Annotated in this window: 21 protein-coding genes; 4 read left to right on the forward strand and 17 right to left on the reverse strand. The window is 70.6% G+C overall.

Features of this window, described 5'->3' with window-relative positions; translation table 11 throughout:
• Window positions 1-5 precede the first annotated feature (5 nt).
• The 5 genes from ACGFJ2_RS00815 to ACGFJ2_RS00835 all read right to left on the reverse strand — a co-directional run bounded on the left by ACGFJ2_RS00815 (window position 6) and on the right by ACGFJ2_RS00835 (window position 5,190).
• Entirely contained in the window at window positions 6-950 is a 945-nt protein-coding gene (locus tag ACGFJ2_RS00815) for a sugar phosphate isomerase/epimerase family protein (RefSeq protein ID WP_393463377.1), read from the reverse strand.
• Complete coding sequence (locus tag ACGFJ2_RS00820; RefSeq protein WP_393463379.1) at window positions 947-2,107, reverse strand: dihydrodipicolinate synthase family protein; 1,161 nt, start codon at window positions 2,105-2,107, stop codon at window positions 947-949. The genes ACGFJ2_RS00815 and ACGFJ2_RS00820 overlap by 4 nt, the downstream gene beginning before the upstream one ends.
• The gene (locus tag ACGFJ2_RS00825; RefSeq protein ID WP_357940976.1) at window positions 2,104-3,249 is read right to left on the reverse strand and encodes a Gfo/Idh/MocA family oxidoreductase; all 1,146 of its coding nucleotides are present in this window, start codon (window positions 3,247-3,249) and stop codon (window positions 2,104-2,106) included. The genes ACGFJ2_RS00820 and ACGFJ2_RS00825 overlap by 4 nt, the downstream gene beginning before the upstream one ends.
• Before the next feature lie 72 nt (window positions 3,250-3,321).
• Window positions 3,322-4,548, reverse strand: coding sequence for an HRDC domain-containing protein (locus tag ACGFJ2_RS00830; protein ID WP_393463381.1), 1,227 nt, complete (start codon window positions 4,546-4,548; stop codon window positions 3,322-3,324).
• A gap of 45 nt (window positions 4,549-4,593) precedes the next feature.
• Window positions 4,594-5,190 carry a DUF3000 domain-containing protein gene (locus tag ACGFJ2_RS00835; protein WP_225289305.1) on the reverse strand — a complete coding sequence of 199 codons (597 nt, stop codon included), beginning with the start codon at window positions 5,188-5,190 and terminating at the stop codon, window positions 4,594-4,596.
• 652 nt (window positions 5,191-5,842) lie between these two features.
• Between ACGFJ2_RS00835 and hemE the strand changes: the two genes are divergently transcribed.
• Window positions 5,843-6,793 (forward strand): uroporphyrinogen decarboxylase, encoded by a 951-nt coding sequence (gene hemE, locus ACGFJ2_RS00840; protein WP_393465259.1) that lies wholly within the window; start codon window positions 5,843-5,845, stop codon window positions 6,791-6,793.
• On the opposite strand, the gene ACGFJ2_RS00845 is transcribed toward hemE, so the two are convergent.
• Window positions 6,781-7,731, reverse strand: a complete 951-nt coding sequence (locus tag ACGFJ2_RS00845) for a DUF4349 domain-containing protein (protein WP_393463383.1) — start codon at window positions 7,729-7,731, stop codon at window positions 6,781-6,783. The two genes, hemE and ACGFJ2_RS00845, sit on opposite strands and share 13 nt — an antisense overlap.
• A gap of 134 nt (window positions 7,732-7,865) precedes the next feature.
• Between ACGFJ2_RS00845 and hemG the strand changes: the two genes are divergently transcribed.
• Window positions 7,866-9,281 (forward strand): protoporphyrinogen oxidase, encoded by a 1,416-nt coding sequence (hemG, locus tag ACGFJ2_RS00850; RefSeq protein ID WP_358175299.1) that lies wholly within the window; start codon window positions 7,866-7,868, stop codon window positions 9,279-9,281.
• Window positions 9,274-9,975, forward strand: a complete 702-nt coding sequence (gene hemQ, locus ACGFJ2_RS00855; protein ID WP_357940984.1) for a hydrogen peroxide-dependent heme synthase — start codon at window positions 9,274-9,276, stop codon at window positions 9,973-9,975. Before hemG ends, hemQ begins: the two co-directional genes overlap by 8 nt.
• 324 nt (window positions 9,976-10,299) lie before the next feature.
• Here the strand turns inward: hemQ and ACGFJ2_RS00860 are convergent, their stop codons facing one another.
• Window positions 10,300-10,440, reverse strand: coding sequence for a hypothetical protein (locus tag ACGFJ2_RS00860; protein ID WP_358175302.1), 141 nt, complete (start codon window positions 10,438-10,440; stop codon window positions 10,300-10,302).
• Window positions 10,441-10,540: 100 nt separating this feature from the next.
• On the opposite strand from ACGFJ2_RS00860, the gene ACGFJ2_RS00865 reads away from it, so the two are divergent.
• A complete protein-coding gene (locus ACGFJ2_RS00865) occupies window positions 10,541-11,203 on the forward strand; it encodes a hypothetical protein (RefSeq protein WP_393463386.1) in 663 nt (220 codons plus the stop codon).
• Between the two features lie 297 nt (window positions 11,204-11,500).
• On the opposite strand, the gene ACGFJ2_RS00870 is transcribed toward ACGFJ2_RS00865, so the two are convergent.
• From ACGFJ2_RS00870 to ACGFJ2_RS00915, 10 genes are all read right to left on the reverse strand, one after another.
• Window positions 11,501-13,945, reverse strand: a complete 2,445-nt coding sequence (locus ACGFJ2_RS00870) for a glycoside hydrolase family 2 TIM barrel-domain containing protein (protein ID WP_393463388.1) — start codon at window positions 13,943-13,945, stop codon at window positions 11,501-11,503.
• 39 nt (window positions 13,946-13,984) lie between these two features.
• Window positions 13,985-14,179: a DUF5605 domain-containing protein gene (locus tag ACGFJ2_RS00875; protein WP_393463390.1), complete on the reverse strand. Its 195-nt coding sequence runs from the start codon at window positions 14,177-14,179 to the stop codon at window positions 13,985-13,987.
• 338 nt (window positions 14,180-14,517) lie between these two features.
• A complete protein-coding gene (locus ACGFJ2_RS00880; protein ID WP_393463391.1) occupies window positions 14,518-16,506 on the reverse strand; it encodes a PKD domain-containing protein in 1,989 nt (662 codons plus the stop codon).
• 32 nt (window positions 16,507-16,538) lie between these two features.
• Window positions 16,539-17,981, reverse strand: a complete 1,443-nt coding sequence (locus tag ACGFJ2_RS00885; RefSeq protein ID WP_357940996.1) for a family 43 glycosylhydrolase — start codon at window positions 17,979-17,981, stop codon at window positions 16,539-16,541.
• On the reverse strand, window positions 17,978-18,115 hold the full coding sequence (locus ACGFJ2_RS00890) for a hypothetical protein (protein WP_393463393.1): 138 nt from the start codon (window positions 18,113-18,115) through the stop codon (window positions 17,978-17,980). The genes ACGFJ2_RS00885 and ACGFJ2_RS00890 overlap by 4 nt, the downstream gene beginning before the upstream one ends.
• Window positions 18,112-20,928, reverse strand: a complete 2,817-nt coding sequence (locus ACGFJ2_RS00895; RefSeq protein WP_393463395.1) for a family 78 glycoside hydrolase catalytic domain — start codon at window positions 20,926-20,928, stop codon at window positions 18,112-18,114. The genes ACGFJ2_RS00890 and ACGFJ2_RS00895 overlap by 4 nt, the downstream gene beginning before the upstream one ends.
• A gap of 27 nt (window positions 20,929-20,955) precedes the next feature.
• The gene (locus ACGFJ2_RS00900) at window positions 20,956-21,780 is read right to left on the reverse strand and encodes an ATP-binding cassette domain-containing protein (protein WP_393463397.1); all 825 of its coding nucleotides are present in this window, start codon (window positions 21,778-21,780) and stop codon (window positions 20,956-20,958) included.
• On the reverse strand, window positions 21,777-23,513 hold the full coding sequence (locus ACGFJ2_RS00905) for a dipeptide/oligopeptide/nickel ABC transporter permease/ATP-binding protein (protein ID WP_393463399.1): 1,737 nt from the start codon (window positions 23,511-23,513) through the stop codon (window positions 21,777-21,779). The genes ACGFJ2_RS00900 and ACGFJ2_RS00905 overlap by 4 nt, the downstream gene beginning before the upstream one ends.
• Window positions 23,510-24,451, reverse strand: coding sequence for an ABC transporter permease (locus tag ACGFJ2_RS00910; RefSeq protein ID WP_357941006.1), 942 nt, complete (start codon window positions 24,449-24,451; stop codon window positions 23,510-23,512). Before ACGFJ2_RS00910 ends, ACGFJ2_RS00905 begins: the two co-directional genes overlap by 4 nt.
• Before the next feature lie 16 nt (window positions 24,452-24,467).
• Window positions 24,468-26,003 carry an ABC transporter substrate-binding protein gene (locus ACGFJ2_RS00915; RefSeq protein WP_393463401.1) on the reverse strand — a complete coding sequence of 512 codons (1,536 nt, stop codon included), beginning with the start codon at window positions 26,001-26,003 and terminating at the stop codon, window positions 24,468-24,470.
• Window positions 26,004-26,018 lie beyond the last annotated feature (15 nt).

Here is a 26,018-nt window from a genome sequence, read left to right on the forward strand (position 1 = left end):
CCGGGTCAGGCGGACACCACCTGGGCGTAGCGGTGCTTCATGGTGGCCACGATCTCGTCCGGGTCGGCGGCCCAGACGTCGGCGTTGAAGATCTCCACTTCGACGTCCCCGGTGTAGCCGGCCGCGGCGACAGCGCGGGTGATCGGCGGAAAGTCGATCACCCCGTCGCCCATCATCCCGCGCCCCAGCAGCACGTCCGCCGGCAGCGGCTGCAGGTAGTCGCACACCTGGTACGACGCGATCCGGCTGCCGGCCCTGGCGATCTCCTCGAACAGCCGCGGGTCCCACCACACGTGGAAGGTGTCGACCACCACCCCCACCTGCTCCTCCGGATACGGCAGGCACAGGTCGACCGCCTGGGCCAGCGTCGACAGGACGGCCCGGTCGGCGCAGTACATCGGATGCAGCGGCTCCAGCGCCAGCTTGACGCCCCGCTCACCGGCGTACGGGGCCAGCACCTCCAGCGCCTCGGCCACCTGCTCACGGGCCCCGGCCAGATCACGCGAGAAGGGCCGCCCCGCGCCGTCGGGGTCGGCCGGCAGCGGTTCACCCGGCCGCACGACCGGTAGCGGCTCACCCGGCAGCGGTTCGCCGGGCCGCACGCCCGGCAGGCCGCCGACGACCATGACCAGGCAGGCCGCCCCCAGCTCGGCGGCCTCGTCGATGGCCCGCCGGTTGTCGTCGAGCGCCGCCCGACGAGCCGTCCCGCCTGATGCCTGGCCGCTCGTGCCGGAACCCGGGTCGGCGGGGGTGGTCAGGAAGCCGCCACGGCAGAGCGACGACACGCGCAGCCCGGCGTCGCGGACCAGCTTGACGCTCTCGGCCAGCCCCTGCTCCGCCACCTCCTCACGCCACAGCCCCACGGCCTCCAGACCGTGCCGTACGCAGCCCTCGACGGCCTCCGCCACCGACCACCGTTTGGTCGTCCGCTGGTTCAGGGAGAGGCTCACAGCCCGTTCACCTCCAGCAGCGCCTTCATCTTCCGTACGGCCAGCTCCTGGTCGGCCAGCAGCCCGGCCTGGTCGGCCAGGCGGAAGACCTCCGACAGGTGGACCAGCGAGCGGGCCGACTGGGCGCCGTTCACCATGGCGAACGCGTCCTGGTGGCCGTTCAGCCAGGCCAGGAAGACGATGCCGGTCTTGTAGTTGTACGTCGGCGTCTCGAAGATCTTCCGGGACAGCGGCACGGTCGGCGCCAAGATCTCATCGTAAAGTGCGAGATTTCGGGCGGCCTCCGCGCCGGTGCTCTGTTCGGCGGCGTCCAGCGCCCGCAGGGCCGCGGCCGCCGCCGGCGCGATCGCGTCGAAGATGCCCAGCAGCGCGTGCGACCCCGACTTGATCAACGACGGATAGTTGAAGTCGTCGCCGGTGTACAGCCTGACGCCGGCGGGCAGCGCGGCCCGCAGTCCCACCTCGTGCTCCTCGTCGAGCAGCGACACCTTCACGCCGTCCACCTTCGAGGCGTGCGCGTGGATCAGTTCCAGGAACGACTCCGTGGCCGCCGCCACATCGGCGGAGCCCCAGTATCCGGCCAGCTGCGGGTCGAACATCTGGCCGAGCCAGTGCAGGATCACCGGCCGGTCGGCCAGCCCGAGCAGCTCTCCGTACACCTGGTGGTAGTCCTTGGGCCCGCTCGCCACCCGCGCGAGCTGCCGCGAGGCCATGATGATCACCCCGGCGCCGGCGGCCTGCACGGTCTCCAGCTGCTCGGTATAGGCGGCGGTGATCGCGCCCAGGTCGGCGGCTTCGGGGGCGTGGTCGGTGCCCGCGCCGCAGGCCACCAGCGCGGCGGGGTCGCCGAACGAGCGGGCCTCGGCGGCGCTGCGCCGGATGAGCTCCTTGGTGGCGGCCCAGTCCAGGCCCATGTTGCGCTGGGCGGTGTCCATGGCGTCGGCGACGCGCAGGCCGTACGACCAGAGGTGCCGGCGGAACCGGAGCGTGGCGTCCCAGTCGACGGCGGCGGGCGAGCCGGGCGTGTTGTCGCCGAGCGGGTCGGCCACCACGTGCGCGGCCGCGTACACGACCCGGCTCGACGCCGGAGCGTCGACGACGGGCCAGGTCACGGGCTCACGCAGCGTGTACGCGCCGCCGGGCAGGTCGATGATCACAGGTGCGGCACCTCGATCCGGCGGCCCTCGGCCGAGGAGCGCAGGCCCAGCTCGGCCAGCTGCACGCCGCGCGCGCCCGAGGCGAAGTCGTTCGGGAACGGCGCGTCCTCGCACACGTGGCGGATGAACCCCTCCCACTGGATCTTGAAGCCGTTGTCGAAGTCGGCGTTGTCCGGCACGTCCTGCCAGCCCTCGCGGAAGCGGGCCGTGGCGGGCAGGTCGGGGTTCCAGACCGGCTTGGGCGTGGCGGCGCGGTGCTGGAAGCGGCAGTTGCGCAGGCCCGCGACCGCGCTGCCGTGCGTGCCGTCCACCTGGAACTCCACCAGCTCGTCGCGGTTGACGCGGACGGTCCAGGAGGAGTTGATCTGGGCGATCACGCCGCCGGCCAGCTCGAAGATGCCGTACGCGGCGTCGTCGGCGGTGGCCGCGTAGGCCTTGCCCTGCTCGTCGACCCGCTGGGGAACGTGCGTCACGGCCTTGGCGTAGACGGACTCGACGCGGCCGAACAGGTTCTCCATCACGTAGTGCCAGTGCGGGAACATGTCGAGCACGATGCCGCCGCCGTCCTCGGCCCGGTAGTTCCACGACGGCCGCTGGGCCTCCTGCCAGTCGCCCTCGAACACCCAGTAGCCGAACTCGCCCCGGACCGAGAGGATCTGGCCGAAGAAGCCGCTGTCGATGAGCCGCTTCAGCTTGAGCAGGCCCGGCAGGAACAGCTTGTCCTGCACCACGCCGTTCTTGACGCCCTTGGCCTTGGCCGCCTCCGCCAGCGCGACCGCCTCCTGGACGGACTCGGCCGTGGGCTTCTCGGCGTAGATGTGCTTGCCGGCCTCGATGGCCTTGAGCACCGCCTTCACCCTGGCGCTGGTGACCTGGGCGTCGAAGTAGATGAGGTTGTCGTCGTCGGACAGAGCCGAGTCGAGGTCCGTGGTGTAGCGGGAGATGTGGTGCTCGGCGGCGATCCGGGAAAGCTTGTCCGCGCTCCTGCCCACCAGGACCGGCCTGAGCTTGACCCGGCTGCCGTCGGAGAGGACGACCCCACCCTGCTCGTTGATGGCCAGGACCGATCGGACCAGATGCTGGCGGTAACCCATCCGGCCGGTGACGCCGTTCATCACGACGCCAATGGTGCGCACGCTCATGAGGATCCTTTCGCGGAAAGCGCTTTCCCGAACGGTAAGGCCGCCCCCGTGGGGGCGTCAAGTGGGCCGTACCTAGAGCTCGCCCTTGCTTTCCAGCCGGGCCAGCGCCTTGGCGAGCGGATGGGCGGTGAGGGAGAGCTGCCATTCGCGGGCGCCGAGCCCGCGCAGCCGGGCGGTCACGGTCTCGTCGGTGATCTCCACCGGCGGCTCCCAGGTGAGTCTGCGGACCGCGTCGGGCTGCAGGAGATTCTCCGTCGGCATCCGATGCTCGTCGGCGAGCGCGGCCACGACGGCGCGCGCCGCGGCGAGCCGCTTGGCCGCCGCCGGATCGCGGTCGGCCCAGCGGTTGGCCGGGGGCGGCCCGTCGCCGGGCGTGCTCGGCTGCGGCAGCTCGGACTCGGGCAGCCCGCGCGCCCTGCTGACCGCGGCCAGCCAGTCGGTCATGTGCCGGCGCGCGCTGCGCCCGGTGAACGCCGAGATCTCGGTGAGCGCCTTCTTGGTGCGCGGCACCTCCAGCGCGGCCGTGACGATCGCCGAGTCGGGCAGCACCCGGCCGGGCGCCAGGTCGCTCTCCTGGGCGATGCGGTCGCGCATGGTCCACAGCTCCCGCACGATCGCCAGCGCCCGCATGTTGCGTACCTTGTGGATGCCCGACGTGCGCCGCCACGGATCGGAGCGGGGGACCGGTGGCGGGGTGTTGAGCACGGCGGCGAACTCCTCGCGCGCCCACTCCAGCTTGCCGCTCTCCACCAGCTCGCCGTGGAGCACGTCGCGGAGCTCGACCAGCACCTCGACGTCGAGCGCCGCGTAGCGCAGCCAGTCTTCGGGCAACGGCCTGGTCGACCAGTCGGCCGCCGAGTGGCCCTTCTCCAGCCGCAGCCCCAGCACGGTCTCGACCATCGTGCCGAGCCCCACCCGCTCGTAGCCGAGCAACCGGCCCGCCAGCTCGGTGTCGAACATGTCACGGGGCCGGAACCCGACCTCCAGCAGGCACGCCAGGTCCTGCGACGCGGCGTGCAGCACGATCTCCGCGCCCGAGACGGCCTCGTCCAGCTCCGACAGGTCGGGGCAGGCGATCGGGTCGATCAGCGCGCTGCCCGCGCCCACCCGGCGCAGCTGCACCAGGTACGCGCGGTTGCCGTAGCGATAGCCGGAGGCCCGCTCGGCGTCGACGGCCACGGGACCGGTGCCCGCCCGGAAGGCCGCGACGACGCGCGCCAAAGAGGCGCCGTCTTCGACGACCGCCGGGATGCCCTCGCGTGGCTCCAGCAGTGGGACGACGGTTCGTTCTTCTGTCATGAGATCACCGTTCTCATGACGCTTGTGCGGTATTGACTGGTGCCCTCACTTCGTACGGTCACTCTCCGGATCTTCACGTCGGCGTGGCATGGCGGCCACGTCGGGAGGGAGCGGCGGGATCCCGGCCGCCAGGCACATGAGGTCACACCACGCTGCGACATGGCCGGAGAGATCCTCATGCGCGGGCGACCAGGATGCCCTCAGCTCTAGCTCGGTGGTGACCGGGTCTTCGGCCTTGTTGCCGAACCCCTCGGACACGGCTCTAGTCACGGTACCGCCAGCGGCGGAGTAGTCGGCCTGATGAGCCTCGAGCGCTTCGGTGAGCCAGCTCCACGCGACGGGGCCGAGCAGGGGGTCGGAGGTGATCTCCGGCTCCATGTCGGCACGGACATAGGCGACCAGCCGGAACGGACCCTCCCAGCCGCGCTGGCCGTCGGGGTCGAAGAGCAGGATCAGCCTGCCGACCGCGAGTTCGTCGTCCTCGCGGTAGACCGAGGCGCCGATCGCGGCCGAGAAGGGGGCCAGCCGCTGGGGCGCGGGCAGGTCTTCGAGCTCGATCTCCGGCCTGACCTCGGCCTGGCGCAGGCTGTCGACCGCACGCCTGAAGGAGGCGGGGGCCGGCGGCTGCTCACCGAGGGTCATAGCCGAAGCGTAGGTCGAAGACGGGCGGAAGGGGACCACGGGGGTGCTCATAGTTCGCGATCAAACCGATGCCATAGCTAGCTGACGGACCGGCAGGGTGATCCCGCCTAGGACGATCGCGTGGCCGCAGTCGACACAGGCCCACTCCGGACACTCGCCCGGCTCGTGTCCGTCGAGACACGGAGGCTGCTCGAACAGCCGCATGCCGGCGCAGGGAGCGCAGTGCTCACTGCGGTGTTCTGGGGAACCCCACAACGCGGTCATCGCACCGGAGCCTTTCTTCGGGTCGTCGCTCCGACGTTGGCACGGCACGCTGACAATTCGCCGCAACGCGCTCGGCGTGTCCCGAAAGTGGATGCTGAATCGATGCCGCGCGGTGGCTTGGCCAACTTTTGGTCCAGACGAGACCGGCTTTCTGGTCGCCCATGGGGTGTGTTCGACCCGTGTGGGGCGCCGATGCCGAGCCGACCGGTAAACATCCATCTGGCTATCTGATCATGATTTTGGTCGTTCAATGCATACTTTTCCGACACGTCGCGCCGGTGAACGGACCGGCACGAGGTCATGGGACCCTTGAGAGGTGAATCTCGCCGACTCAGCGTTCCTTCGCGCCTGCCGCCGTCAGCCCGCACCGCACACCCCGGTCTGGTACATGCGGCAGGCCGGGCGGTCGCTGCCCGAATACCTGAAGGTTCGCGAGGGCGTGCCCATGCTGACCGCGTGCGCGACGCCCGACCTCATCGTCGAGATCACCCTGCAACCCGTCCGCCGCTACGGCGTCGACGCGGCCATCTTCTTCAGCGACATCGTCGTGCCGCTCAAGGCCATCGGCGTCGACCTCGACATCAAGCCGGGAGTCGGCCCGGTCGTGGCCGACCCCATCCGCGACGCCGCCGGGATCGACGCGCTGCGCCCGCTGGAGCCCGGCGACGTCCCCTACGTGACCGAGGCGATCCAGGCGCTGACCGGCGAGCTGGGCGCCACGCCGCTGATCGGCTTCGCGGGCGCGCCGTTCACGCTCGGCTCCTACCTCATCGAGGGCGGGCCGTCCAAGAACCACGACCGCACCAAGGCCATGATGTACGGCGAGCCCGCGCTGTGGCACGCGTTGATGGACCAGCTCAGTGCCATCGTCCTGGAGCACCTGCGCATCCAGGTACGGGCCGGGGCGTCGGCCGTCCAGCTGTTCGACTCGTGGGTGGGGGCGGTGGCCCCCGAGGACTACCGCGAGTTCGTCCTGCCCCACACCCGCCGCATCTTCGACGGCCTGGCCGACCTCGACGTGCCGCGCATCCACTTCGGGGTGGGCACCGGCGAGCTGCTGGGCCTGCTCGGCGAGGCCGGGGCCGACGTGGTGGGCGTCGACTGGCGGGTGCCGCTCGACGAGGCCGCCCGCCGCGTGGGGCCGGGCAAGGCGCTGCAGGGCAACCTCGACCCCGCCATCCTGCTGGCCCCGTGGGAGGTCGTCGAGCGCAAGGCGCGTGAGGTGCTGCGCCGGGGCGAGGCGGCCGAGGGCCACGTGTTCAACCTCGGCCACGGCGTACTGCCCTCGACCGACCCCGACCAGCTCATGCGCCTGACCGACCTGGTTCACGAAGCCTGAGTCTCCACCGGGGTTGCCGCTGCTGGGCGGGCCGGGCGGCGCCGCCGTACCAGGACGACCGTCAGCACGATCACCGGCACGACCACGATCATCCAGGGCAGCAGCACCCCGACGACCGTCAGCGCGACCTTCACGGCCCCGACCAGGCCCCTCCAGCCCGACTTCAGCCCGCCGAGGAAGCCGGCGGGCTCCTCCGACGGCTCGTTCACGACCGCGACGGGGCCGACCAGCCGGAGCGTGAGGGTCGCCATGCCGACCTGGGTGGTCAGCTCCTTCTGCTGGGACTGCAGCGACTCCAGGTCGGCCTCGCGGTCGGAGATCTCCCGCTCGACCTGCAGGACCTGGCCGATCGTGTCGGCCTTCTTCAGCAGCGTACGCAGTGAGTCGAGCGCCTGCTGCGCCGACTTCAACCGGCTGTTGACGTCGGCCACCTGCAGCGTGACGTCCTGGGTGCCCTGCTGGACCGACAGCTGCTTGCCCAGGTTCTTGCCGAGCGCGGCGAGCACCTCGCCGTAGCGGGCGGGCGGGATCTTGAACTCCAGCAGAGCGCTGGCCTCGCTGCCCTCGGCCGAGTTCGACTCCTCCTTCGACAGGTAGCCGCCGGCCGCGGTGACGATCTGCTTGGCCTGGAGCGCCGCCCCCGTGACCTCCTTGGCCCGTACGGTCATGCTCGCCGTGTAGATGACCTGGCGGTCCTGCTGGGTGACCTTGACCTTCGAGGCGATGTTCTCGACGGACTTGGGGGCTCTGCGTTGCGGGGTGGAGGCACTGTCCTGGGCGGCCTTCGACTCTGTCTGGCCGGACGCGGCCGCTTCGGGTGCCACCGCCGGGGCCCCGGCCTGGTCGGACAAGATGTTCGACTGGCTACCGCCGCAGCCGGACAGGACCAGGATCGCGCAGGCGGCTGATAACGCGACGCCGTACCGGAATCTCTCCATGCACCTAAGACGGGCGGTGGCTCCGGCGGGTTTGACCATGGGCGTCACGGTCAGGTCACATGCCTTCAGCATGATCCCAAAGTGGGCTCCCCCGAGGGGCTGGTCGAGCCCGTGAGGCGGTAGCGTCGGGAGGCGTGGCAGGGAAACAAGCGCACGTGGTCGTCATCGGGGGCGGGATCTCCGGCCTGGCCGCGGCGTGGCACCTCAGACAGGGCGCGGGCGAGCGCGTGAAGGTGACCGTGCTGGAGGGCAGTCCGCGCATCGGCGGCAAGCTGCTCGTCTCCGAGGTCGCGGGCATCGACGTCGACGCCGGCGCGGAGTCCATGCTGGCCAGGCGGCCCGAGGGCAAGGAGCTGGCCAAGGCCGTCGGGCTCGGCGACGACCTGGTGGACCCCGGCACCACCCGCGCCGCCGTCTACAGCAGGGGCGCGCTGCGGCCGATGCCCAAGAAGCAGGTCATGGGGGTGCCCGCCGACCTGATGGAGCTGGTCAGATCCGGCATCGTGTCGCCCGGCGGGCTGGCGCGCGTGCCGCTGGACCAGATCCTGCCCCCCACGCTGGTACGTACCGACGTCTCCGTCGCCTCCTACATCAGGGCCAGGATGGGCGGCGAGGTGCTCGAGCGGCTGGTCGAACCGCTGCTCGGCGGCGTCTACGCGGGCCGGGCCGAACGGCTGTCGCTGGAGGCCACGATGCCGGCGATCGCCGCCGCCGCGCGCTCCGAGCGTTCGCTGCTCGCGGCGGCCAGGCAGATCGTGGAGGAGGCGCCCCGCGACGCGGGACCCGTCTTCACCTCGCTCAGGACCGGGATCGGCAGCCTGCCGGAAGCGGTCGCCAAGGCGTCGGGCGCCGACATCAGGACCGGCGTCACCGTACGCGAGCTGCACCGGACCGAGCACGGCTGGCGGCTCGTGACCGGCCCCGTGCCGCGCCCCGAGGTCATCGAGGCCGACGCGGTGATCGTCGCCACGCCGGGACCCGCCGCCGCCAGGCTGCTGCGCACCGAGGCGCCCAAGGCGGCGACCGAGCTGGACCGCATCGACTACGCCAGCATGGCCATCGTCACCCTCGCCTACGCCGTCGACGCCTTCCCCACACCGCCGACGAGCAGCGGCTACCTCGTCCCGCCGGTCGAGCGGCGGCCGGTCAAGGCGGTGACGTTCAGCTCGGTCAAGTGGCCGCACCTGGCCGGCGACCTGGTGGTGGTGCGCTGCTCCATCGGCCGGATCGGCGAGGAACACCTGCTCCAGCGCGACGACTCCGAACTCGTCTCCCTGGCCACGGCCGAGATGGGCGACGTCATGAGCGTACGCGGGCTGCCGGTCGACACCCGGGTCTCGCGCTGGGGCGGGGCGCTGCCGCAGTACGACGTCGGCCACCTCGACCGGGTGGCCCGCATCCGCGCGGCGGTCGCCGTGCAGCCCGGCCTGGCGGTGTGCGGGGCGGCCTACGACGGGCTCGGCATCCCCGCGTGCGTCTCGACCGCCCGCACGGCGGCGGCCCGGATTCTGGACCACCTCTCGCCGGAAGGACAATGGACCCATGACTGAGGGCGCACCGCGGCCGAAGGCCCGCGATCTGAACCAGGTGATCCGCTACACGATGTGGTCGGTCTTCAAGGCCACCGACCGCTGTCCCGCCAACCGTGACAGCATGACCGGCGAGGTCACTGAGCTGCTCGAACAGGCGGCGCTGAAAGACGTTGTGACCCGCGGCCTCTATGACGTGGCGGGGTTCCGGGCCGACGCCGACTACATGTTCTGGTGGCACGCGCCGACGGCCGAGGACCTCCAGGACGTCTACTCCCGTTTCCGCCGCACCGAGCTCGGCCGCCACAGCGCGCCGGTCTGGTCGGCGATGGCGCTGCACCGGCCGGCCGAGTTCAACAAGTCCCACATCCCGGCCTTCCTGGCCGAGGAGGAGCCGCGCGCCTACGTCAGCGTCTATCCGTTCGTCCGCTCGCTGGAGTGGTACCTCCTCGACGACGCCGAGCGGCGGTCGATGCTGGCCGAGCACGGTCACATGGCGCGTGACTACCCGGACGTCCGGGCCAACACGGTGTCCTGCTTCGCTCTGAACGACTACGAGTGGATGCTGGCCTTCGAGGCCGACGAACTGCATCGGATCGTCGACCTGATGCGTCACCTGCGGGGCGCCAAGGCCCGCGAGCACACGCGCATCGAGGTCCCCTTCTACACGGGCGTGCGCAAGCCCGTCCAGGAACTCATCGCGGCACTTCCGTAACCTCAACCTCCCTGTTCACTGGCGCCCCGAGTTGGGGGATCCAACTGAATTGATCTATCGCTCCTTGCCACAATCGGGGGAATCCCTTGCCTGTGCGGTGCGAGGGTGTCCACGTTCCAAGGGGGCGGGCCGGGTGCGGCGGTCGGAAGGGCACACCTCTGGGCGACACGCGGCGGACCATGCCGATCTGCGGAGCAGGCTGGGACGGGAGCGGCCTTCGCCGCGGAGAGAGCCGTTCGACGCGCCTCCGCTGGGACGGGAGTGGTCCGATGTGCCTCCGCCGGGACGCCCGGAGCGTCGCGGGGGGACCCGGCAGGCGGCCGGTCACGGGTCGGCGCGAAACTCGCCGCGGAGGTCGCGGCGGGCCGGGCGGCGGCGTCGTACGAAGGCTCGGCGGCCGTGGGCCTTGGGGTTGTCGGCGGGGGCGTTGGTGCTGGCGGGCGCGATCTTGGGACTGCTGGGCACGGACGGCCTATTCGCCGGTCCGTTCGCTGGGCCGCTGGCCGGCCCGCTCGGCGGTGGGCTGACGGCCCGATCGGATGCGAGCGGAGGCGCGGACACGGGCGTGGCCGCGGACCCGGGCCTGCGCGGGAGTACGAGCTCGGGTGTCCACAGCGGTTCGGGGAAGCACGGCCAGGTCCTCGCGGAGGGCGGCGCGACCCGCATCCCGATGAGCGTCACCCCCACCCCACTGGGCGGAGGCGCCCAGCGCTCGGGCGGTTCGACGCACGACACCCCGGCCTCGAAGGCCCCGCCGGCCGGCGCCACGCCGGGCTCCGTGACAGGGGACGACCCCCAGGCCGAAGCGCCCCAGGACAGCGGCACCGTGACCCCCTCGACCGTCGATGCGTTGACCGGAGATCTGTCGACTGGGGATGACGGATCCGACTACAAGGCGGACGGCCCCTCGATGCACACCGACCAGCAGGCGGCCGAATACTTCCGCACCCACTGGCCCGCGGACGACAAAGCCTCCAAACGCCTCAAGGACATCCGCAGCATAGGCGGATATCTCCGCCTATACACCGACCTCCCGGAGTCGGCCGGCAACTCCAGCCAAGCCATCACCTTGTGCGAACGCGGCCTGCAATATTTGAGGGAGAGCGGCGAGACGAACCCGATCATCTTCGTTCAGGCCAAGTTCGGCGAGAACGGCAACCCGGTCCTGGCCAACATCCTCGGCCCCGCCGACAAGAGCTGCCGCGTCACCTACCCCGAACCCGACTAAGAGCTGTTTCTCGAATCAGGTGCGGAGCGAGATGGTCAGGGCGGCCAAGGTGACGGTGCCGAGGCAGATGTGGGCGCGTTTGTCGTGGCGGGTCGCGATGGCTCGGAGGTTCTTCAGCCGGTTGATGGCTCGTTCGACGACGTTCCTGCTCTTGTATCGTTCGGCGTCGAAGCCGGTGGGGCGTCCGCCGGCGGACAGATGGATCTTGGTGGTGAAGCCACCCCGGCAACGGCCTGACCACCTCCGCCAGCCGGGAGAAATTCCAGCTCAGCCTCGCTGAACTCCTGCCGATCGACGTCATCCCTCGTCGGCGGCGACCTTGAGCTCCACGGTGACCGGGGCAAGTCCGTCACTGGTGACCCGCACGTGGATGGGGCCCGGGCCGGTCGGGCGGATAACGGCGAGGGCCCGGCCGTCGAACGTGGTACGCCGTGTCGCGTCGAAGCCTTCCTCGGTCATGGGCCGCGCGCTGCCCAGCGCCTGAAGGACTCCTGCACCGCTCACCTGGACCGCCACTTGGCGATCGTCGTCGTGTGCCAGGTTGCCGTCGGCGTCACGGAGCTCGATGGTGACGTAGGCCAGATCGCGATGGTCGGCGCGCAGCAGGTGACGATCGGTCTCGACGCTGAGGCGGGGCTCTGCAGCCGTCCGAAGGCGCACTCGTGACTGTTCGCGGCCGGCGCTGTACGCGACCGCCGTGAGCTCGCCGGGGTGGTACCGCAGGTCGAAGCGCGCCCGGTACTCGTGGTGGCGGCCGGCCGGGGCCCGGCCCACCGCTGTGCCGTTCAGGAGCAGTTCGACTTCGTCGGCGTCGCTGTACACCTCGACCTCGACGGGTGCTCCCGGTGCCACGTTCCAGGACCACCCGGCGACCGTGTCGGTCCACGCCCACTGCATCTCCAGGCGTCGCCTGCCATGGTGCTGAGGACGGAACACGGCGATATACGGCTCGTGCCGCAGCCCGAACACGATCTCCCGGTAATAGGAGGCCGGGCGGCGATGGCCGGTGATGTCGATGTCTCCGCACCAGGCGAGCAGCCAGGGGTAATCCGGGTCACCGCCGCCACTCCGTGCCGGATCGTCGGCGTAGTCGGTGCGTCCGAGCCCCACCTCGCCCAGGTAGTCCCACCCGGTCCAGGTGAAGTCGCCGATCACGTGCGGTAGTTCCTCCACCAGCGGCCAGATCCGCGCGATGTTGCGCGGATTGGTCTCCGTGCCCAGGACGACCCGGTTGGGGAACCGCTGCCTGTCGGAGACGTAGCGCTGCTCGGCGTAGTTCAGGCCCGCCACGTCGACGGCCGCGTGTGACTCCGCTGTGCGCTCGGTGACGAGGTCGGAGGTGGTGATGCGGTCGAAGATGTCCGACATCGCGGTCATGACGTCGTTGACGCCGCGGGCATGCAGAGCCGAGACCTCCTGCTTGAAGTCGTCGAGGATCTCGGCGCTGACGGCCCAGAAGCTGCTGATCGCGTTGGTCACGAAGCGGGTGCCGTCCAGGCTGTGGACCTTCTCGGCCAGCCGGCGTCCCCATGCGCCGCCGTGCCCGGAACCGGCCTCGGGTACCTCGTTGCCGATCGAGTACATGATGACGCTCGGGTGGTTGCGGCTCTTGGCCACCATGGCCTCGATGTCACGCTCCCACCACTCGGGAAAGTCCAGGGAGTAGTCGAAGGGCTTCATGGCCTCCAACCACATGTCGAACGCCTCGTCCAAGACGAGCATCCCGAGCCGGTCGCACGCTTCCAGCAAGGCGGGGCTCGCCGGGTTGTGGGAGCTGCGGATGGCGTTGAACCCGGCGGCCTTGAGGATCTCGATGCGGCGCTCCTCCGCCCGCGCGATCGCCGCCGCTCCGAGCGGACCGTTGTCGTGATGGATGCACGCCCCGCGCAGCTTCACCGCCTGGCCGTTGATCCGCAGGCCGTGCATCGGATCCAGTTGGAGAGTGCGGATGCCGATGTTCAGCGAGGCCGAGTCGGACTCGACGTCCCCGTCCTGCAGCCTGATCGTCGCCTGGTACAGGTAGGGGTCGTCGACGCTCCAGCGGCGGTGGCCGGCCACGTAGAGCCGGTTGCGCGACACCGTGGTCGTGCCAGGGGTGATGGTGACGGGCGTGGCCTCGTTCGCGACGAGTGCGCCTTGCTGGTCGCGCAGCTCCACCTGCACGGCCACGGTGCGCGTGGTCAGGCCCTCGTTCTGGATGGTCGCAGCGACCTCGACCACCGCTCGCTCGTCGTCCACGTCCGGCGTGGTGACCAATACGCCGTCGGGGGCCAGGTGGACGAGATCCAGCACGTGCAGATACGTGTCGCGGTGAATGCCCAGGCCCGAGTACCAGCGGGAGTCCTGGTGCGCCCGTGCCTCGACCCGGATGGTGTTCGTCTGCCCGTAGTGCAGGTAGGCGTCCAGGGGTACCCGGAATCCGGTGTAACCGTTGCGGCGCTGCCCGGCGAAAGAGCCGTTCACGAAGACCATGGCGTCCCGGTAGACGGCCTCGAACTCGATCGCGACACGCTTGTGACGCCACTCCTCGGGCACGAACAGCGTCTTGTTGTACTCGACCACACCACCGGGGTGGTAACCGGTGGAAGGTCCTTCGCTGTCCGTGGCCGAACGCTTGAGCGACTGCATGGCGTCGTGGGGGAGCACGACAGCCTGGCCGGCGGCATCTGCGGCGACGAGATCGGAGAAGCTGCTGACCTTCGGTTTCACCGTCCAGTCGGCGTTGAACGAGATGCGTGCCACAGTGACCTCTTTCTATGGGGACAGGCGACCTGAAACTGGTCAGGCCGCCACCAGCCGCACGGCCTGATACGGCTTGGACGGTAGGGGCACCAGCACGAACGTCTCGTACGTGCCGGGCAGCCGGTCGATGGTGCACTCCCAGGTGTCGAGCACGTCCACTCCGCGGACAGCTCGACGTCCACGAAGGGGTTGCCGGCCGCCGGTCCCTGCAGTGCGATTTCCAGCACTTCCCACCTGGACGGCTCGCCCACGAGGGTCCAGGCCGCCGTGGCGCGCGGAGCCGACGGGTCCGGGGCGGCGGGCGTGACGGCGGGCGCGTGCTCGTGGAGCAGGATCGGGGCCATCACCTTGTCGATCTCGTTCCAGAAAAGCTCTCTCGCCGCCTCGTCGTCGCGCAGGCCGGGCGCCACCCGTAGGAACGCGCCGATGAGGAGCACACGCAGGCCCGGCTGGTCGAGCACGGCTTCCGGCAGATGCCGCTCCAGCAGGGCGCGGCCGCCCGGCGCGTCGAGGACCTGGCCGAGCGTGACGAGGGGTGTGAGCATGGGTTCGTTCTCCTTACGTCTCGTGAATCAGGGCTTCACAACCACGCGGACCCGGCCGAGGTTCTCGACCTGGGCGAACGGGCCTGCCTGGCCCGGCCGGGAGGAGGCCACCTTGAGCGAGATGTAGTACGTGCCGGGCTTGGTGTACCGGTGGCTGCCGGTGAGGGTCAGTGTGGAGCCGGGCTTGCCGATGGTGATGGGCGTGTAGGTGCCGGAGCCGGTGAAGTCCCACGCGGCCGAGACGATCGTCCCGGCGTCCGGGGGAGTCTGTGCTTTTGCGAAGAAGGTCGCCTTGCGACCGGCCAGACGGACGGTCAGGTCGACGACGGGCTGAATGCCGCGCCTGTCCGACGCCCGCGCCGGGATGGTGACCTGTCCGCCGGTGATGTCGTACCGGGTGGAACGAGGTGGGGTCACACCGCGCTCGGCCCATGCGGCCACGTCGCGCAGCGCCTGCTCGACGATCGGGTCGTAGGAGACGATCCGGTTCGTCTTGGTGCCGGTGACCGGGCCTTCGAGGTGGTCGGCGTTGTCGTTGTAGTAGAGCCGGAAGGCGCCGTCGAACGCCTGGTCACCGAGCGCCGTGCGCACCTGCTTGGCGTACCAGTCCGCGTGCCACGGGTAGGCGTCGGTGTCGACGAGGTTGTCCACCACGATGACCTTGGTGTTGATCTTGCCGGTGAAGGTGCCGCCGCCGGTGGTGCTCCGCGCGATCATTGGGCCGATGAGCATGGGCCGCTGCGGGTAGAGCGGCTGCCCGTCAGGGCCACGAAGCACGTCGTAGATGGCGTAGCCCTGGTCGGCGGGCGGAACCTGGTGGCGGTAGTACGACGGCAGCGCGACGAACCAGCGGTTGTCGACGCGGATCCGCACGCCGGTCTTGAGCGCCGCGAGCACCACGGCGGAGTTCCCGCTGCCCAGAGTCAGCACGCCGGTGGAGGGATCGAGGGTGCCGATCAAGCCGCCGATTCCCGGGACGGTGAAGTCCAGCCCGAGGGTGCCGGTCAAGGTGGGCAGGCCGGACAGCGTGACGGCGATGGGTGTCCCGTCGGCGGCGGCTTGCACGTGGGTGATGGTCGGTGTGGCGTCGATCAGTTCGGCGCGGACGAGGTCGCCGAGCGGCGACTGCTCGGTGCCGAGATAGCCGGGCTTGGACCAGAAGTCGGTGACGTAGGACGGGTCGAACCGGCGGATCACGGCACCGAAGCCGAGCAGCCCGTCCGCGGTGGACAGCCCCAGCACATAGTCCGGGTCCTCCCACGCCCGCAGCGGGACGCCGAGGCTCGTCACCTCGCGCAGCATCGCCGCCTGAACCGCCGTCAGCCCGGCGTACGGGTCGCCGGAGCCGCCGGGGTGGACCGCGTCCGCGATTCGGTCGGCCACATCCCGCAGCACCATGCGGGCCTGCGCGCGGATGAAGAAGTTGGCCGGGATGGACATGGGGACGCCCACGACGATCGGGACTGCGCCGTCCCAGACGCCCGTGGTGTTCTCGATCGCGCCGACGGTCTGGAAGGAACCGCCGGAGGGGCCGTAGAGGTAGCCGTAGATGCGCCGGGAGCCGGAGCGGTAGTAGGCGGCGGCCACGGTCTCGGCGAATTTCGCCGCGGCGGCGGCATGCCGGTACCCCTGGGTCCCGCCGGTCGCGACGGTGTACCCGCCGCTGGCGGCGCCGAAGGAGATGACGCGGTCCAGGGCGTTCTCGCCCGACAGGGGATAGGTGTACTGGAAGAAGCGGCCCTGCCACTGGGCGGCCGGCGGCAGGTAGATCGTGAACTTCACGTCCGTGCCCTCGAAATGCCCCGACACGCGGCGGTGTGCCACGGGGGTGGTGAGGTCCCGCTCGGCGTCGATCACGGGCTTGGCGTAGAGCGGGTCCACGCAGTCCGGCGTCACTTGGATCGGCCCTCCTGGCTGGGAAGCGGCGCAGTCCGCCGCTGCGATGGCGGGCTGCGCGGGGACGAGGACCGGGCTCAAGGCGAGGACGAGGCCGGTGGCCACGAAACGCAGGGTCATGCGAACTCCTTGGGGGGTGGGGTGGCGGGCTCCTACGCCTGCGGGCGGTAGGTCACCGAGCGCACGTGCGCCGGGACGGTGGTGGAGCCCAGAGCGAGCATGCGTCCGGTAAACCCGGAGGCGACCTCGGTGGACAGGTAGCGCCCGTCCAACCGGGCGAGATCCCGCACGCCGTCCGGCCGGCCGACGGAGAGCACGATCTCGTCCGGGCCCGCGTCACCGAGGGGTACGGTGGGCGATGCCGGCGGCGCCGCCTCGATGCGTAGCACGACGGGGCCGTCCGGGACGAAGGCTGTCGCGAGCACGACGTCGAGGTCGCCCACGCGGGCACTGGCCTCGACGCGATCACCGTAGCGGGCCAGCCCATAGTGGTGCCGATGATCCAGGCGCAGCAGGAATCGGCCCGAGCCCTCCAGCGTCGCCTCGGCCGACCAGCGCAGGTCCCGGACCCGGGCGCACAACAATCCCTCGGCGATGCGCAGGCCGTCGGCGGTGACGGTCACGGCTGGTTCGCCGCCCGGCACCACCCAGCGCGGGTCGAGCGCAGGACGGTCGAAGCGGTCGGTGAACGCGGTGTTCGCCGAAGGGACGTCGTAGCGGTCCTCGTCGAACACCGGCCAGCCGCCCACCCAGTTCACGCCCGCGAGGAACGTCTCTCGACCCAGCACGTGGAAGCCGGGCGTCGAGCCGCGCGGCCGGGCGCCCAGGTAGACGGCCGCCCAGCCGCCGTCCGGCGCGCGCACCAGATCGGCGTGGCCGGTGTTCTGCGTCGGGTGGATCGTGCTGCGGTGGCTGAGGATCGGGTTGGCCGGGCAGCCCTCGAAGGGGCCGGAGGGGTGCGGGCCGCGGGCGACCGTGACGGCGTGCCCCCGCTCGGTGCCGCCTTCTGCGAGGAGCAGGTACCAGAGGCCGTCCACCTCGTACAGGTGCGGGCCTTCGGCGGCGCTCAGCCCGCTGCCCTGCCACACCGGGTAGGCCGGTTCGAGGAGCCGGCCGGTGGCGAGGTCGAGGCGGGCCTGCATGATGCCGCCCTCGCCCTCGGTGAAGCTCAGCGCCTTCCACGTCAGGTAGCACTGCCCGGCGTCGTCCCAGGCCAGGTCCGGGTCGATGCCGATGGCCTGGGGGACGCGCACCGGGTCGCTCCACGGCCCGGCGGGGTCGTCGGCCTGGAGGATGAGCTGGCCGCCGTCGTGGTCGCCGACGTTCGTGGTGACGTACCAGAAGCGCCCGCCGTGATGGCGCAGCGTGCCCGCGTAGATCCCGCCGGACGAGCGCCCGTCACCGCGGGCGAACTGGCTGCGGCGGGTCAGGACGTGGCCGAGCTGCGTCCAGCGCAGCAGGTCGCGGCTGTGCCAGATCGGCACGCCGGGGAAGTACTCGAAGCTCGAATGCGCCAGGTAGTAGTCGTCGCCGACGCGGCACACGGTCGGGTCGGGGTAGAAGCCCGGGACGATCGGCGTGGTGGAGCCCTTCACCCGAGGGTCACCTCGGACAGGAACGACCGCTCGGCGCTCTTCAGCGTGCGCGCCTCGCCTCTGACGTCGAAGGAGCCTTCCAGCCACCGGTCGTCGGCCGGCAGCGTCGGGTCGAGGTGTCCCTGAGAGGTCATCGTCGGTCCTTCGTGTCGCCGAGAATGTCCGCGATGCGGAGGTGCAGCTCCCGCGCCCGCGGCAGGTGATCTTCAGGTGCCAGGGCGTGGGCCACCCGCGTCGCGGGGGAGTCGAGGTAGGCGGCCAGCTTTTCGGCGGCCTGGGCGTCGCCCCTGGGGGTGATGCCCGCCGTGACGGCGGCTTGGGCCACCGCGGCCCAGGTCCGCGGATCGTCGAGCAGGTCCCTGACCGTCGCGCCGGTCCAGTGGCGATCCTCGTCCGTGATGGGATCGGCGGCCGTCCAGCGGTGCTCGCCGTGGCCGACCTGCACGGGAGCGTCCGCCCCTGGGACGTGGACCTCGGCGGATGCTCCGGCGGGGACGGCGACCGTGAGGCGCATGCTGCCGCCGGAGCGTTCCCACGACACCGAGGCCTCCCCGTAAGGGGTGGCGTGGCGGGCGGCGGCGCGGGTGAGCGCCGCGGTCGGCCGGGGCCGGATGAGCAGCCGCCGGTAGCCCGGGGCCGCGGGCGCGAGACCGGCGACGGTGCGGTGCAGCCAGTCGGCCACGGCGCCCAGGGCGTAGTGGTTGAAGGAGGTCATCTCGCCCGGGTTGATGCCACCGTCGGGCCGCATGCTGTCCCAGCGCTCCCAGATCGTGGTCGCGCCCATGGTGACGGGGTACAGCCAGGACGGGCACCGCGTCTGAAGGAGCAGCCGGTAGGCGAGGTCGAGATGGCCGGTGCTGGTGAGCGCGTCGCATACCAGCGGAGTGCCGACGAAGCCTGTGGCGATCCGGAAACCGCCGGCCCGCACGAGGTCGGCCAGCCGGCGACCGGCCTCCTCGCGCTGGGCCTGCGTGGGCAGCAGGTCCCACTCGATGGCCAGCGCGTACACGGTCTGGGCATCGGACAGCACCCGCCCCGCCGGTGTCACGAACGTCCGGGCGAAGGCGTCGCGCACCTCCTGGGTGAGAGCCTGATACTTGTCCGCTTCGTCCGCGCGTCCGAGCAGCCGTGCTGTTTCGGCGACGATCCATGAGGAGCGGGCGAAATGGGCGGTCGCTACCACGTCGGGGTCAGCCTTGGCGCGGCCCGGCTCCTCTGGGGGCGCGGTGGGGTCGAGCCAGTCGCCGAACTGGAAGCCGCCCCGCCAGATCCGGTCCGGGCCGGCCAGCGCCGTGACCTTGTCGACCCAGGCGCACATGCTCGGCAGTTGACGTTCCAGGAGTTCGAGGTCGCCGGTGCGCTGGTAGAGCGTCCAGGGCAGGATCGTGGCGGCGTCACCCCAGGCGGCCGCCGGCACCGCTGACGCCGCGTCGTCCCTGAAACCTGGGACGACGTGCGGCACCGAACCGTCCGGGCGCTGCTCGGCGGCGAGGTCGGCCAGCCACGAGCGCAGCAGGCCGGTGGCGTCGTAGAGGAAGGTCGCGGTGGGGCCGAACACCTGGATGTCGCCGGTCCAGCCGAGGCGCTCGTCGCGTTGCGGGCAGTCCGTGGGCAGATCGACGAAGTTGCCGCGGGTGCTCCACACCACGTTCTCGTGCAACTGGTCGAGTTCCTCGTGTGAGGAGGAGAACCATCCGGTGCGACGCAGATCCGAGCCGACGACGACCAGTTCGAGGTCTTCGGCGCGCAGGTCCGGCACGCCGGTGACCTCGGCGTAGCGGAAGCCGTGCAGCGTCAGCGACGGTTCGAGCACCTCGTCGCGGCCGGACAGCACCCACGTGTCGGTGGCGCGGGCCGTGCGCAGCGGGCGCGTGCCCAGCTCGTCGTCCTCCAGCACCTCGGCGTGCCGGATCACGACCGTGGTGCCCTCCGGCAGGCCGCGCGTGCGGAGCCGGACCCAGCCGACCGCGTTCTGCCCGAAGTCGACGAGCGTCATGCCGGACGGTGAGGTCCACACCCGCTGTGCCGGCAGTACACCGGTCGGCCGGATGGGCGGGCCGTCGGGGGCGACGAGCGTCGACAGGTCCGCCTCGATCACCTCCACGCCGCTCACCGGGCCGGGCGCGCCGCGCAGGCGCAGGTCGGTGGACTGCCCGTCGTACAGGTCGTCGGCCAGGACCTCGCTCTCGCGGGCGCGCCAGGTGTCATCCGTCGCCAGGACGTGCACGGCACCGTCGGTGGTGGTGATCTCGAGCTGGGCGAGCAGGGCGAGCCGGTCGCCGTAGACGGCGCGATCGTTGAGGTAGCCGAGCCGGCCGCGATACCAGCCGTTGCCGAGCAGCACCTCCAGCATGTTCTCGCCGGGCCGGACCAGGTCGGTGACGTCGTAGACGTGGTAGCGCAGCCGGTGCCGGTACGACGTCCAGCCCGGGGCGAGGACCGTGTCGGCCACGCGGCGCCCGTTGATCGACGGCGAGTAGATGCCGTGGGCGGTGGCGTACAGCCGGGCACTGCGCACCGGGCCCGGCACGTCCACCAGGCCGTACAGGAGGGGAGCCCTGCCGTCCATGGCGCCGATCTCGGCGGGGCTGATGAAGCGGGCCGTCCAATCGGACGGGTGCAGCAGGCCCGCTTCGACGGTGGCCGCCTCGCTCCAAGGGCTCCAGTCCTCCCCGTGCGCCACCCGCACCCTGGCCTCGGCGGCCTCACGGGAGGCGAGCGGCGGCGCCGGCCACGGGACCAGTACCTGCTCCCGGCTCCGCACCAGATGGGGCTCGCGAGTTCTTCCTCGGGTGATCTCCACCTCATACGCCGTCTGCTCCCAGCCCTCGCCGGCGTGCGGGACGGTCCAGGACAATCGAGGGGCCGGCGTGCCCATCCCGAGCGCCGGCCCGGGCTCGGTGCGGTGCTCGAAGCGCGGCGCGCTGGGTGCAGCAGACAAAGTCATGCAAAACTCCATAATGTACGTGAAGCGTCAGGACCGGCCCTCAGCCGGCAGGGCTTGGCGCAGCTCGCGCCGTTCGCGCTGCTTGGCCGGGTCGGCGACCGGCGCGGCCATGTGCAACCGGCGCGTGTACTCGTGCCGCGGTGCGGTGGCCACCTGGCGCGCGTCACCGATCTCCACGATCTTCCCGCGGTGCAGGACCGCGATCCGGTCGCTGATCTGGTTGACCACGCCCAGGTCGTGGCTGATGAACAGGTAGGCCACGCCGGTCGCCTGCTGGATGTCCTTGAACAGCCGCAGGACACGAGCCTGGGTGGTGACGTCCAGCGCGCTCGTCGGCTCGTCGCAGACGATCACCGCCGGGTCGAGGGCGAGCGCGCGGGCAATGGCCACCCGCTGTCGTTGCCCGCCGGAGAACTCTCGCGGATGCCTGGCGGCGGCATCCGTGGGCAGACCGACCGCGTCCAGCAACTCCCGGACCCGGGCAGGACCGCCCGCGACGCCGGCGGCGGCGAGCGGCTCGACCAGGATGTCCCCGACCGTCATGGACGGGTTGAGCGAGGAGTAGGGGTCCTGGAAGACCACCTGAAGGTCGCGGGCCAGCTCGCGGCGGCGCGCCCGGGACACGCCGCTGATGGTCTGCCCGCGAAAGCCGATGCTCCCCGAGGTGACCGGGGCGAGGCCCAGAATGGCGCGGCCGATCGTGGTCTTGCCGGACCCGGACTCGCCAACGAGGCTGAGCGTCTCCCCGGACGCCAGGTCGAAGGAGACACCGTCGATGACGGTGGTCGCGCTCTTGCCGCGCCCGCCGAAGCGGACCACCAAGTCACGGACCTGCAGCAGGGGTTGCGTCATGGTTGGATCTCCATCAGCTCGACACTGCGCGAGGAGGACAGCAGCTCCTTCGTGTACGCCTCCCGCGGCGACTCGAAGAGCGTCTCGACATCGGCCCGCTCGACGATGCGGCCTTCCTTCATCACGCTCACGACGTCGCACAGGTCGGCCACGACCCCGAGGTTGTGCGTCACCAGGATCATGGCCAGGCCACGCTCGCGGCTGAGCTCGCGCAGCAGCTCCAGGACCTCCGCCTGAACCGTGACGTCGAGGGCGGTGGTGGGCTCGTCGGCGACGATGACGTCCGGGTCGGCGGCGACGGCACCGCAGATGAGCACCCGCTGCGCCATGCCGCCCGAGATCTCGTGCGGGTACTGACCCATGACGCGCCCCGGATCGTTGATGCCGACGCGGGTGAGCAGCTCCACGAGCCGCTCCCGCGCTTGCTGCGCACTCAGCGAGGTCACCGCCCGCAGGCCGTAGGCGAGCTGCTTGCCGATGGTGAATGACGGGTCCAGATTCGACATGGGCTCCTGCGGGACGTACGCGATGCGCCGCCCGCGGGCCGCGCGCATCTTCGCCCCGTCCTCCAGCAGGTCGTCGCCGCCGAGCAGCACGCTGCCGCCAAGGATGAGCGCCTCGCGCGGCAGGATGCCGAGCGTGGAGAAGGCGACCTGGGACTTGCCCGACCCCGACTCGCCGACCAGGCCGTGGATCTCCCCGCGCCGCACGTCCAGATCGACACCGTGGACGACCTCGCGGATCTCGCCGCCCACCGGGTAGGCGACCCGCAGGGCGCGGATGGACAGCACGACGTCGTCGGAGCTGCCCACCAGGATGGAGTCCTCCTCCACCTCCTCGCGCCGCGCCGCCTTCAGCACCGCGCGCCGGGCCCGCGGAGACAGCGGCTTGCTGCGGGCCGAGGCCTGCAGGACGTCGCTGAGCGCGTTGCCGAGCAGGACCAGCGCCAGGATGGTGAGGCTGATGACGAGCGCGGGCCACACGACGGCTGTGGGATTGTTGTAGATGCCGTTGAACGACTCCTGCAGCACGATGCCCCACGACGCCGCGGCGGGGTCGCCGAGCCCGAGGAACGAGATCCCGGCCTCGATCCCGATGCCGGACGCGAGCACGAACGAGCTCTGGATGATCACCGGCGCGCGCACCGCCCACAGCACGTGCCGGCCGACGATGCGCAGGTCGGGCAAGCCGACCACGCGCGCCGCGTCCACGTACAGCTCGTTGCGAACCCCCAGCACGACGCTGCGGACGAGGCGGTAGTACGTGGGCGCGAGGATCAGCCCGAACGCGGCCATGGCGACCGGGATGTTCGGGCCGGTGAGGGCGTAGAGGGCGATCAGCAGGACGACCCCCGGCAGCGACATGATCACGTCGGCCACGAAACTCGCGCCCGCCTCGAAGCGCCCCCGGTAGAAGCCCGCCGCGAGGCCGGAGAGGACACCGGTCACCACCGACACCGCCAGGATGATGAGGCAGGCGAGCACGGTCTGGCGTGAGCCCCACATCAGCCGGGACAGGATGTCGCGGCCCGCGCCGTCGCCGCCGAGCAGGTGTCCGGCGGTGAACGGCGGGGCGTTGGTGGCGTCGAGCTCGGTGACCGACGGGCCCGTCGGGGCCAGCCACGGGCTCGTGACGGCGACCAGGACGACGAGCAGCAGGTAGACCAGGCAGATGGCGCCCTGCGGGTTGCGCAGAAGGCGGACGAGCACTCCGCGCCGGGGGTTCTCGGTCATCGGGTCCTCGCCTTCGGGTTCAGGACCGTCGTAGCCAGATCGCCGAGAAAATTGACGACCAGGACGATCACGATGGTGACGAGTACGGTGCCCATGACCATGGGCACGTCGTTGATCTGGGCCGACTGGTTGGCGAGCTGACCCATGCCCGGCAGGGCGAACACCTGCTCGATGAAGACCGCGCCGCCCAGCAGGCTGAAGGTCGTCAGGCTGAGCACCGTCAGACCGGGAGCGGCTGAGTTGCGCAGCACGTGCCGGAAGATGACGTGCCGCTCGCTGATGCCGCGCGCCCGCAGCGTGCGGACGTAGTCACGGCTCAGCGTGTCCAGCACCGCCGTGCGGAACTGCGCGGCGGCGCTGGCCATCGACCCGATCAGCAGCGCGACGACCGGCAGCGTCACGGACGCCAGCCAGCCGGAGACGCTGATCTCGGGCGAGACATATCCGGTGGCCGGCAGCACCCGCCCGGCGATGGCGAAGGCGAAGACCAGGACGATGGCCACGATGAACGCCGGCACGGCGGTGCCCAGCACCGACAGGAACTGCAGCACCCGGTCCACCCATCCGCCCTTGACGGCCGCGGTGACACCGAGGAGCACGCTGAGCGCGGCCGTCAGGACGAGGGTGATGACCACGATGGCGAGCGTCACCGGCACCCTGGACGAGAGAGCGTTCGTCACGGTCTGCCCCGTGTAGAACGACGCGCCGAGGTCACCGGAGAGTGCCCCCTTCAGCCAGTTCCCGTACTGAACGAGGAGCGGCTGGTCGAGTCCCAGGGCGATGACCTCACGCTGGACGTCCTCGGGTCTGGCGTTCATCCCGAGCACCGCCCGCGCGATACCCGGTCCGTTGCCGAACATGAGAGAGAAGGTGGCGAAGGTGACCACCAGCAGTACGGCGAGCGAGCGTACGAGGTTCTTGAGCAGCGTGAGTGCCATCTGTGAGTTCTCCCGGCTACTTGAAGTCGCGCAGCTTCGGGGTCAGCGCCTCGACGTCGGAGACCGTGTCGACGGTGACGTCGGGGCTGTGCGCGTAAAAGCCGTCCGGATTGACCATCGGAGCGAACCAGGCCTGGTCGATGATGTACCGGTTGATCTCCTGCTGGGCGGCCTTCTTCTGGGCCTCGTCGCCGGTGACGATCTGCTTCCAGCGCTTGTCCACGGTGGCGTCGGGCTGGTGCATGAGGTTCCAGTAGCCGGACGAGCGGACCACGATGTCGATGTCCTGCAACGACTGGCCGAAGTTGCCGAGCTGCCAGAGCACCACCGGGTAGGTGCCGCTGAGCAGGTCGCCGATCGCGTTCGCACCGGACAGCGGAACCTGCTTGACGGTGATGTTGAGCTGGGCGAGCTGCTGTGTCACGTACGGCATCAGCTTCTCGTGGTTCTGGCCCGCCATCGTCGGCAGCTCCAGCGCGAAGCCCTTCTCGTAGCCGGCCTCGGCCATGAACGCTTTGGCCTTGGCGACGTCGAACGGGTAGGGGTCCTGCAAGCCCTCGATGTAGGCGTCGCTGCCCGGGCGGAAGATCTGGTACGACGGCTTGCCATGGCCTTGGTAGAGGTTCTTCACCATGGCCTCGCGGTCGAACACCATGTTGATCGCCCGGCGCACCCGCACGTCGCCGAGAGCCGGGATCTTCTTGCCCAGATGGTCGGTGAGCAGCAGGCGGGTCGTCTGACCCTGCATCGTCTGCACCTTCAGGCCCGATGCCGTGATCTCGTTGTAGCTCTGCGGGGTGATCAGCGCCCCGTCGATCTGCTTGGTCTTGAGCGCGCTGACGGTGGCGGTCTCGCTCTCGATGACCTTGATGACGAGCTTCTTGTACGGGTAATTGGCCGCGTTCCAGTGCTGGTCGTTCTTGGTGAACGCGTACACCGAGCCGCGCGTGGTGCCGGCCGTGTCGAGGACGTAGGGGCCCGAGCCGACCGGGGTGTCATTCACCTTCCCGGAGTCCAGGATCGCCTTGGTCGTGACCTTCGGGTTGCAGATCCGGGTGACGATCATCGGCTGCGGCTCCGGCCAGGTGATCGTGATGTTCTGCGGATCGGGGGTGTCGAACTTGATGCCCTCATAGTCGGCCTGGGCTCCGCCGTGAGTGCTTATGTACTTGTACGTGGCCTCGACGGCGGCGGAGTCGACCGGCGTCCCGTCGGAGAACTTCATGCCCTCCCGGATATGCGCCGTGAACGACTTGTTGTCCTCGCTGATCGACCACTTGTCGGCGATGTCGGCCTCGGGCTTGCCGAAGGCGTCACACTTGACGAGGGTGTCCCAGACGGCCTCCCCCGCCCAGCCCTGGTAACCCGGCTGGTTCGACGGGTCCCAGCCCTGGATGTCGGCCGACATGCCCAGCGTGAGCGTGTCCTTGGCCGTCTTGGTGGTGCCACCGCCGGCAGGGCCGGTGCTTGTCGCCGACTGTCCGGTGCACCCGGCCAGCAGGACGGCGAGTGCCGATGCCGAGGCGATGAGTGCTGGCTTGTTAGGTCGCATAGGGGGACTCCTTCA

It is taken from the genome of Nonomuraea sp. NPDC049028 (assembly GCF_043197735.1).
Lineage (GTDB): Bacteria > Actinomycetota > Actinomycetes > Streptosporangiales > Streptosporangiaceae > Nonomuraea.